A 2,513-nucleotide genomic window follows, 5' to 3' on the forward strand; every position below is an offset into this window, starting at 1 on the left:
CATTTGTCTTGAACGCCTTCGAGCTGCCGAAGGCATCGACGATGACGGAATGGTCAATGACGAGATCGACGGGAACGAGCGGATTGATCTTCTGCGGATCGCCGCCAAGGGTCGTCATCGCGTCGCGCATCGCGGCGAGATCGACGACGGCTGGAACGCCGGTGAAATCCTGCATCAGCACGCGCGCCGGGCGGAAGGCGATTTCGCGGTTCGACTTCTTGGCCTTCAGCCAGGCGGCGATCGCCTTGATGTCGTCGGCGGTGACGGTGACGCCGTCCTCGTAGCGCAGCAGGTTTTCGAGGAGTACCTTCATCGCATAGGGCAATCGGGAGATCCCCTTGAGCCCGTTTTTCTCGGCCTGAGGCAGGCTGAAATAGACATAGGTCTTGCCGCCCACCGAAAGGGTCCGGCGGGATTTGAAGGAGTCGAGGCTGGTCTTCACGAGCGCGCCTTTGAATAGGGTGGAAGCAGCTCCGGTTTAGTGGAAATCTAGACGAATTCCAAGTCAGCCGGTGCAGCGGGAAGGAAACGATGCGGTCGGCGATTCGGGTGGAGAAGACGGGGGCGGTGACAACGGTCATCCTCGACCGCCCCGAAACGGCCAACACGCTCGACCGCGGCGCCGCCGATGCCCTGGCCGACGCCTTCATCGCCTTCGAGCAAGACCAGGACGCCCGCGTCGCGGTGCTGTGGGGGATCGCCGGCAATTTTTCGGCCGGAATCGACCTTGCCGCGATGGCCGCAGGCCGCGGCAACCGGCTGGCCTTTCCCTCCAAACACCCCTATGCGCTGACCCGCGACGCCCCGATGGGCCCGACCCGGATGCGCCTGTCGAAGCCGGTGATCGCGGCCGTGGCGGGACTGGCAACCGGCGGCGGCCTCGAGCTGGCGCTATGGTGCGACCTGCGCGTGGCCGAGGAAGATGCCGTGTTTGGCGCCGGGGGCCTGCCGATGATGGACGGCGGCACGGTGCGGCTGGCGCGCCTCGTCGGGGTGAGCCACGCCCTCGACATCGTCCTGACCGGCCGGCCGGTGGGTGCCCGCGAGGCACTCGCAATGGGACTGGCCAATCGCGTCGTGGCGGCGGGAACGGCGCGCGCCGAATCCGAATCGCTGGCGGCAGCGATGGCGGCGCGGCCACAGGCGTGCCAGCAAAGCGACAGATCATCCGTCTACGAACAATTCGACCTCGCCTTCGCCGCCGTGATCGAAAATGAATTTGTCCATGGAATGAGGGCTCTAGCTTCGGGCGAGGCGCGACAGGGGGCGGCGCAATTCGCCGCAGGGGGTGCCCGCGAACCCGACAACAGTCGCACGGAAACCGTGCAGGGCATAAAATAGCCCGATTTCCTTGGTTACAGTTTGAACGTGAGGGAAGGCGTGCGGGTGCGCGACCCGAACGAGTAAGATGCTGATGCGTGCGTTCGCTCTCCTTTTCGGCGCGGTGCTGCTGTTCGCGTCTGCGACGCAGGCGCAATCAACCATGTTCGACCGGAACCCGCGCTTCAGCGACATCAGTTCCGGCACCTATCAGGCAGGCGACCGCCGCTTCTCACTCGACCGCTACCAGAACGCCTTCCTGATGCGCTTCGCCGGCCAGCCCGAGATTTTCGTGCTGTATGCCAACTACGGCGCCATGGGCAGCCGGGTGCTGCAGTTCGATGCCGGCTCGATTGCGATCCAGATCACCGGCTGGGGCGGCATGACGCTCTACACCGACGATCATCCCGAGGGCTTGCCGAGTTCGCGCGTGGGCGATTCGTCGGCACCGGTGCTGCCGGCGATCTCGATGCAGCAGATGCAGTCGGCCGCCGACGACGAAGCCGCCCATCTCTCCTATGTCCGCGGCCTCAAGATCAATTTTTCCGCCGACCCGAATGCCGTGGCCGACAATGCGATCAGGGCACTCGCCTTCGACACCATGGAGAACGCCGCCCGCGGCATCGACCGATTCACTGCCAACCCCGCCGCCCGCGGCACCTTCGGCGGACGCATTTCCTCCGTGCGCATTAGCGTCGCCGAAAAGCCCTACATCAAGATCGATAATCGGGTGCTGATCGTCACCTTCAACCCCCGCACCGGCTATTTCGGCCGCGCCTCGTCGAATGCCATCAGCTTCGCACTCGGCAAGGTGTTCAACATCCCGTCGAAATAGCGCTACGCCTCCACGCCTTGCGGCACTGCATAGCCGGCGCGCGGCAGCAGCACCCGCAGCAGCGGTCCCGTCATCACCGTCGTCACCACCGCCATGATCACCAGCATGGTGAAAACATTCTGCGGCAGGAAGCCCATGTCGTAGCCGATGTTGAGCACGATCAACTCCATCAGCGCCCGCGTGTTCATCAAACTGCCGAGGATTGCCGATTCCGACGTGGAAAACTTCGCCATGCGGCTGGCCAGGAACACCGGCACGACCTTGCCGCCGATGGCGGCCGCCAGGATCATGCCGAGCCATATCCAGTCTGTCGCCGCCGTCAGTCCGAGCACGTTGGTCCTGAGGCCCGTATAGGTGA

General features: G+C 64.4%; 4 protein-coding genes. 2 read left to right on the top strand and 2 right to left on the bottom strand.

From position 1 onward, the window contains the following. Positions 1-442: aconitase family protein (locus AC1P6P_RS17740; RefSeq protein WP_481403775.1), on the bottom strand; the 442-nt coding region annotated here is incomplete at its 3' end. Positions 443-531: 89 nt separating this feature from the next. Here AC1P6P_RS17740 and AC1P6P_RS17745 point away from each other — a divergent pair. Together AC1P6P_RS17745 and AC1P6P_RS17750 are read left to right on the top strand one after the other, a co-directional pair. Continuing rightward, positions 532-1,341, top strand: coding sequence for a crotonase/enoyl-CoA hydratase family protein (locus AC1P6P_RS17745; protein ID WP_481403776.1), 810 nt, complete (start codon positions 532-534; stop codon positions 1,339-1,341). A 73-nt stretch (positions 1,342-1,414) separates the two neighbouring features. Next, positions 1,415-2,155, top strand: a complete 741-nt coding sequence (locus tag AC1P6P_RS17750) for a DUF4908 domain-containing protein (protein WP_481403777.1) — start codon at positions 1,415-1,417, stop codon at positions 2,153-2,155. 2 nt (positions 2,156-2,157) lie between these two features. Here the strand turns inward: AC1P6P_RS17750 and AC1P6P_RS17755 are convergent. Beyond that, positions 2,158-2,513: cation:proton antiporter (locus AC1P6P_RS17755; protein WP_481403778.1), on the bottom strand; the 356-nt coding region annotated here is incomplete at its 5' end.

Source organism: Rhizomicrobium sp. (assembly GCF_056722145.1).